The following is a 6,498-nucleotide window of genomic DNA, read 5'->3' on the forward strand; positions in this document are numbered from 1 at the left end:
GGTTTTGTTTTCTTTCTGCTACTCTCCAGTATTGGTCTAATTTTTTTAAATTGTTCTTTACTTATATCGCTTGGATAGCTTTTTTGCATAGATATACCTCTTTCTTAACTATGCTTATTTTACCTCATATTTTCGAGATCCTTAACAGGTTCTAAGTAATTAGCCAACCACGGGGCTTCTTTTGCCTTTTTTTTATTTGGTAAATTTCTTAATATTTATGGCTAAACGACAATCGTCATCCCGCTACTTGTTAGCGGGATCTAGAGATACCGCGGCGGCATGACGTAGGACTGCTGTCATTCAAGTAGCTGACGCTGGAACCCAGCCTTGCTGTAATCTCATCAAGAACGTTGTGTTTTAACATAAGATCAGCCACTTTTATGCTTACCAACTTAATAAAATTCCTGGATCCAAGTAGTCAGGATACTCGGATGACACCTTCATAAAGTGAAATGAGATCCCGCTAACAAGCAGCGGAATGACGGGAAAAGAGGTGCTGGGATGACACCTTCACAAAGTGAAATGAGATCCCGCTAACAAGCAGCGGGATGACGGGAAAAGAGGTGCTAGAATGACACCGTTTACTATGTAACATCTCATCATATCACAATGTTCGTACAGTTGTGGCGGTATGACGTAGAAAAACTGTTAACTTAAATCTATATTGACATGTCCCATTTTACGCTTATCCCTAACCTCTTTTTTCCCATATATGGTTAAACTAGCTTTTTCGTTGCTCAAACACTTATGAGAATCATATATATCATTACCTATTATATTTTTCGTCATACAAGGAAAGCATAATACTACTTCCTGCATAGGTAGCCCGCATATTATCCTAACTAGCTGTTCAAATTGACTAACGTTACATGCATCCAAGCTCCAGTGGCAAGAATTGTGAGGTCTGGGAGCTAGTTCATTAACTAACAATTCGTTATCTTTAGTAACAAAAAATTCAATAGCCAGAATTCCTATTACATCAAGCGCATTTGCTATTTTCTTTGCAGCTCGTTGTACCTCTTGAGTTAATTTGCTATCTATTTTAGCTGGCACTGTTGAAGTATCAAGTATTCCATCAACGTGGTAATTTTCTGCTATAGGAAAAAAAGCTACTTTACAGTTTTTATCTCTTGCAACGACTATTGAAACCTCTTTCAGTAAATCAACACTTGCTTCAAGAATGTACTCTGTATTCCAATCAAAGGAAGCAAATTGCTTCACTTCAGAATCATTCTCAAGCACATATTGTCCTTTTCCATCGTAACCCATTTCTGTTGTTTTCAGCCTTATTGGATAGCCAAAAGCTCTACTGCTTTTCAGTAGCTCATTATAATTTTGTATACTCTTATAGTTAGCAGTTTTTATACCCAAGTTTTTAATAAAATCCTTTTCTCTCAGTCTGTTCTGCGAAATGTGTAACGCTTTTTTACCCGGATAAAAATTTACATCGATATCAATTGCACTACATGGAATATTTTCAGACTCAATAGTAACTAAATCCACACTCTGTGCAAAAGATTCAAGAGCTTTCTTATTAGAGAAATCTGCTATTGTGAAATCATCAGCAACAGAGCAAGCCGGATCGTCTTTAGCACTGGCAAAAACATGTGTTTTTTGTCCAAGTTTTGTTGCAGCGATAGCAGTCATTTTACCTAATTGTCCACCACCTATTATTCCTATTACTTTTTTGCTCAGTGCATCTGGTTCATTCATACTATAAATTGATATTTCCTAATTAAAGTATACTTGAAGAATCTATGAAAAAAGCATATAATTAGAATATTATCTTTTTATCATGAATATTCTATAATGATTCTAGAATACACATTGACTACCAACTTTGTTAAAGTTACAGTTTTACCAATTTACATTGAAGAGCAATCCATTCCTTATGAAAATTGCTATGTATGGATGTATAACGTTAAGATAAAAAACAAAAGCCAATCAACTATTCAATTGTTAAGTCGTCATTGGCAAATAATAGATTATAAGGGCAAAGTAAATGAAATTGCCGGAGTTGGTGTTATCGGAGAACAGCCTGTGATAAAATCTGGAGAGGTATTTAAATACACAAGTGGAACATACTTAAATGTACCGTCAGGAATAATGCAGGGTAAGTATGAATTTCTGAATGAAGAAAGCATAAAAATTTTTGAGGTTATGGTACCACCCTTTTCTTTGGATAGTCCATACGTCAAAACTAGACCCCATTAACTATCAAAATAGTTTATTTGTAACCAGACTGCATTCTGCGATTTTTAGCAAAGCACGATCTTTCATTTGAGCTTTCTTCAATTTAAAATAAATACAGAAACTAGCTATCTTCGAAAATATGGTTGAATAATTGTTAATAATAGTGTATAATTATTAATATTTTCAAGCATTTTTGCCATGGCTCTTTCAAAATTTCTCGATCCTCGCAATGGTTTGTGTTTCAAAAAAATCTTTGGAACGGAAAAAAATAAGAATATCCTGATCCACTTTTTGAACGATATTTTAGGGTTTACTGAGATAAATGCAATACAAGAAGTTGAGTTTCTTAGCACTATTATGGATCCCGAAGTTGCCTCTGATAAACAAAGTATTGTTGATGTTCTCTGCAAGGATTCTCACGGAAATAGATATATAGCAGAAATGCAGCTCGCTAGAGACAAGGGCTTCGAAAAACGCGCTCAATTATATGCCGCTAAAGCCTACTCAAGACAATTAGATAAATCTGGCAACTACATTGATTTAAAGAAAGTCTTCTTTATTGCTATATCAAATTGTAACTTACTTCCTGAAGAAGTTGATTATATTTCTACTCACAATATACGTGATATAAAAACTAACGGCCATTACTTAAAAGATTTTCAGTTTGTCTTTATTGAGTTGCCTAAATTTGCAAAAAATAAAGTAGAGCAGTTAGAAAGTACAGTAGAAAGGTGGTGTTTCTTTTTTAAATACGCAGAAGAAACAACAGAAGAGGACTTAAAAGAGATAGCAGAAAAAGCGCCAATAATAAAGCTAGCATATGATGAATTAGACAAGTTTCGTTGGAACGAAAAAGATTTAGTAGCCTATGAAGAAAGGATAATGGATCTACGCAAAGAAGAAGCTATTCTTGAATACAGACTTGATCTTGCTGAAGAGAAAGGTATACAAAAAGGTGTAGAGAAAGGGAAAATTGAAGTCGCAAAAGCAATGCTGGCTAATAATGTTGATGTCAACACTATTGTTAAGTTTACTGGCCTTTCTGTTAGTGAGATTGAAGAATTAAGTGGAAATCTGTGAACAGTTACGTTTATTTTTTATCCTTATCATCAAGTGTAAATAAGGTTATTGTAGAGATTAAGCCTATTATAACTATTATTAACGAAAATGGGGCAGCTTCTCTATAGCGCTCATCGCTTACAAGTTCATATATTCTAGTTGATATAGTTTCAAAATTAAATGGTCTTATAATGAGTGTTGCTGTGAGCTCTTTGATAGTATCCATAAATACGAGCAAAAATCCCGATAATATACTCTTCTTGATGAGAGGGATATGAACATTCAAACATGTGGAAATAGGTCCGTGACCCATGGTATATGCAGTCCACTCAATTTCATTTGGTGTTTTTTTGAGCCCTGACTCTACCGCCTTGAAAGATATAGCAAAAAAACGGAATAAATATGAGTAAACTAATGCGCCAATAGTTCCTACTAAGCTAATTTCCACAACATATTGAGTAATGAAAGAGGATATTCTGCTTAAAAATATTATTATACTAATTGCGATAATTGCATTTGGAATTGCGTAGCCTAAAGAAATGAGACGCGCTATATTGTTGATTACCTTATTTTTACGCGCCGTATATCCAATCATTATTGCAATGCTAATTGAGATTAATGCGGTGATAAATGATAAACTAATGCTATTTGCTATTATGTTACAAAATCTTGCTTCGTATATGAAAAACCCCTTCTCTATGCTCCAATATATGAGCGGAATCATTGGCAAAATAAAACCTATTAATATCGGCAATACACACATAAGATAAGCAAAGGTCAACGGTATAGCGCCACTTATGCTCCGTTTGTTGTGATAATCTGAATTGGTATTGATTGAAGAGTAGGATATTCCTTTTTTTTGTAGTTTTTTTTCGATAGCTATTAGTGTTGCAACGAAAATCAACTCTGCAACTGCTAAAACAGTAGTTGAATATTTGTCATGCAGTAAAAACCAGGTGCGATATATTCCTGTCGTAAAAGTATCAATAGCAAGAAACTGTGGTGTGCCGAAATCTGTAATTACTTCCATTAGTACCAAAGACAACCCAGCTATAATTGATGGGCGTATGGAGGGTATGATGACAGAAAACAGGCTCTTCAATGAGGAGAACCCAAGTGTTGACGCAATAGTGACTGAGTTACTAACATTCTTTAGACTTGAGCGGACTAACATATAAACGTATGGATATAGGCTGAATCCCATTACTAATATTCCACCACCTAGGGATTTTATTTCAGGAAACCAATAGTCACCTTTGCTCCACTCTAAAATGTCTCTTAATGGGCTCTGCACCGGACCTGAAAACTCTAGTGTATTTACATAGACGAACGCCACTATATATCCAGGAATCGATATTGGAAAGAATAAAGCAATCTCAAAAATTTTACTTCCAGGAAATGAAAAAAATGTGGTGAGCCAAGCTGGAATTACTCCAAATATGAAAGATATTCCCCCCACTCCTATCATCAAAATTAACGTACTCAGTATATATTCGGGGAAAAGTGTGCTGATTACCCATCCGGAATTTGCTGTATCTGTAAATAGAATTGATATTAATGATAATATTGGACAGACGAATAATATACTTACTAGAAATAAGAATATATTTTTAAATACTCTTAAAAACATTAATTTGAATCTATATTTTATATTAAAATATTATATGCAAAAACTGAAGATATCCAGTAATTAACAGCCGTACCATTGAATATCTTTATAATTTTGTATATCATGTTTTTAGTTGATAAGTGAATAATCATGAGCTTCGTCATTGCAACTTTCTATCATTTTGTAGAACTTTCTAATTATTATGACATGAAAGACGAAATAAAAGCTGCATGCGACAACATTGAATTAAAGGGTACTATACTCCTTGCAGAAGAGGGTGTTAATGCAACAATATCTGGTGAAAGAAACGCAATTGATAAAATGTTCGATTTTCTACGTTCTGATTATAGGCTAAGGGACCTTACATGGAAAGAGAGTGCAGCAGAATATCAACCATTTAGCAAGATGAAGGTAAAATTAAAAAGAGAGATTGTGAATCTTGGTGTAAGCAATCTTGATATTTCCCTTAAGGGTAAATATGTTGATCCAGAGCATTGGGATGATTTTACTTCTCAACCTGACGTTTTAGTAATAGATACACGAAACGAGTATGAAGTGAAATTAGGCAAGTTTAAGAATGCAATTAATCCACACACACAATGTTTCCGTGAGTTTCCTCAGTGGACAGAGTCATTTTCTGAGAGTAAAGACCTGAAAGTAGCTATGTACTGCACTGGTGGAATTAGATGCGAAAAATCTACAGCATATATGAAAAGCCTTGGATTTAGTGATGTTTACCATCTTAAAGGCGGCATTCTTTCTTACCTTGAAAAAACTTATAATAAAAATGGTAATTGGGAAGGTGAGTGTTTTGTTTTTGATGATAGAGTTGCTGTTGATAACTCACTTACTCCAAGCAACACAATAAAATGCATATTCTGCTCAAATCAAGTTTCAACTGATAAACTGAAATCAGTTTCACGTGGCCAGGTGGTTTGTTCTGATTGTAAACTTCAGTGTTATAGATATAATAAATAAGATCTCTCTACGTCATACCGCCGCGGCGCTAACAAGCAGCGAGATGGCGAGGTCTTGAGATAGTCTTATGTTAGCTATAGAATTGGAAAGTTGCACTTCAAAAAGTAGAATGGCAAAAGCCATTCTACAACATTTTTCTAGCAAATTAAATAACCTGAAGTGCATCTATTGACTAATACATCAATCCATATTACTTTCCACAAAAAACAGAAGTGGGCGTTGAAAGACAGCTAACTATAACATCAGAAAGGCATCTAGCTGGTGGATTTTTAAGTAAACCCATTATTTTTTTATTTTCAGTAAAAGAAGATGGTTTTCTACCATTATTATCCTTTATATTAGCTTTGGCTCCTGCCTTCAGAAGAAATTCAACCATATCAGCATTATTAGTAGAAGTAGCATGGTGTAATGCAGTTCTACCCAGATTATTCTGGATATTAATGTTAGCACCTTTTTCCAAAAGAAGTTTTACTATACTAGTCATACCTCTTAAGAACCTGTTAAGGATCTCGAAAATATGAGGTAAAATAAGCATAGTTAAGAAAGAGGTATATCTATGCAAAAAAGCTATCCAAGCGATATAAGTAAGGAACAATTTGAAAAAATTAGACCAATACTGGAGAGTAGCAGAAAGAAAACAAAACCAAGGAAACTTGATT

Annotated in this window: 6 protein-coding genes and 1 pseudogene; 4 read left to right on the forward strand and 3 right to left on the reverse strand. The window is 34.3% G+C overall.

Features of this window, described 5'->3' with window-relative positions:
- Positions 1-648: 648 nt before the first annotated feature.
- Positions 649-1,713 carry a 5-(carboxyamino)imidazole ribonucleotide synthase gene (locus tag OZD63_RS03480; protein ID WP_274980114.1) on the reverse strand — a complete coding sequence of 355 codons (1,065 nt, stop codon included), beginning with the start codon at positions 1,711-1,713 and terminating at the stop codon, positions 649-651.
- A gap of 99 nt (positions 1,714-1,812) precedes the next feature.
- Between OZD63_RS03480 and apaG the strand changes: the two genes are divergently transcribed.
- Positions 1,813-2,214 (forward strand): Co2+/Mg2+ efflux protein ApaG, encoded by a 402-nt coding sequence (apaG, locus tag OZD63_RS03485; RefSeq protein WP_275008131.1) that lies wholly within the window; start codon positions 1,813-1,815, stop codon positions 2,212-2,214.
- A 177-nt stretch (positions 2,215-2,391) separates the two neighbouring features.
- Complete coding sequence (locus tag OZD63_RS03490; protein WP_275008127.1) at positions 2,392-3,273, forward strand: Rpn family recombination-promoting nuclease/putative transposase; 882 nt, start codon at positions 2,392-2,394, stop codon at positions 3,271-3,273.
- 10 nt (positions 3,274-3,283) lie between these two features.
- Here the strand turns inward: OZD63_RS03490 and OZD63_RS03495 are convergent, their stop codons facing one another.
- Complete coding sequence (locus tag OZD63_RS03495) at positions 3,284-4,882, reverse strand: ABC transporter permease (RefSeq protein WP_275008128.1); 1,599 nt, start codon at positions 4,880-4,882, stop codon at positions 3,284-3,286.
- A gap of 129 nt (positions 4,883-5,011) precedes the next feature.
- Here OZD63_RS03495 and trhO point away from each other — a divergent pair, with 129 nt between their 5' ends.
- A complete protein-coding gene (trhO, locus tag OZD63_RS03500; RefSeq protein WP_275008129.1) occupies positions 5,012-5,839 on the forward strand; it encodes an oxygen-dependent tRNA uridine(34) hydroxylase TrhO in 828 nt (275 codons plus the stop codon).
- Between the two features lie 190 nt (positions 5,840-6,029).
- Here trhO and OZD63_RS03505 read toward each other — a convergent pair whose 3' ends face one another.
- Complete coding sequence (locus OZD63_RS03505; protein ID WP_275008130.1) at positions 6,030-6,374, reverse strand: ankyrin repeat domain-containing protein; 345 nt, start codon at positions 6,372-6,374, stop codon at positions 6,030-6,032.
- 21 nt (positions 6,375-6,395) lie between these two features.
- Between OZD63_RS03505 and OZD63_RS03510 the strand changes: the two are divergent.
- Positions 6,396-6,498: pseudogene (locus tag OZD63_RS03510) on the forward strand (IS5/IS1182 family transposase); the annotation flags it as partial.

This window comes from Wolbachia endosymbiont of Drosophila leontia (genome assembly GCF_028981785.1).
Classification (GTDB): Bacteria; Pseudomonadota; Alphaproteobacteria; order Rickettsiales; family Anaplasmataceae; genus Wolbachia; species Wolbachia pipientis.

Bases quoted from the DNA above. Each gene is read 5' to 3' on its own strand.
- OZD63_RS03495 (WP_275008128.1), bottom strand. From the start codon at position 4,882: ATGTTTTTAAGAGTATTTAAAAATATATTCTTATTTCTAGTAAGTATA.
- OZD63_RS03480 (WP_274980114.1), bottom strand. From the start codon at position 1,713: ATGAATGAACCAGATGCACTGAGCAAAAAAGTAATAGGAATAATAGGT.
- OZD63_RS03490 (WP_275008127.1), top strand. From the start codon at position 2,392: ATGGCTCTTTCAAAATTTCTCGATCCTCGCAATGGTTTGTGTTTCAAA.
- trhO (WP_275008129.1), top strand. From the start codon at position 5,012: ATGAGCTTCGTCATTGCAACTTTCTATCATTTTGTAGAACTTTCTAAT.
- OZD63_RS03505 (WP_275008130.1), bottom strand. From the start codon at position 6,374: ATGCTTATTTTACCTCATATTTTCGAGATCCTTAACAGGTTCTTAAGA.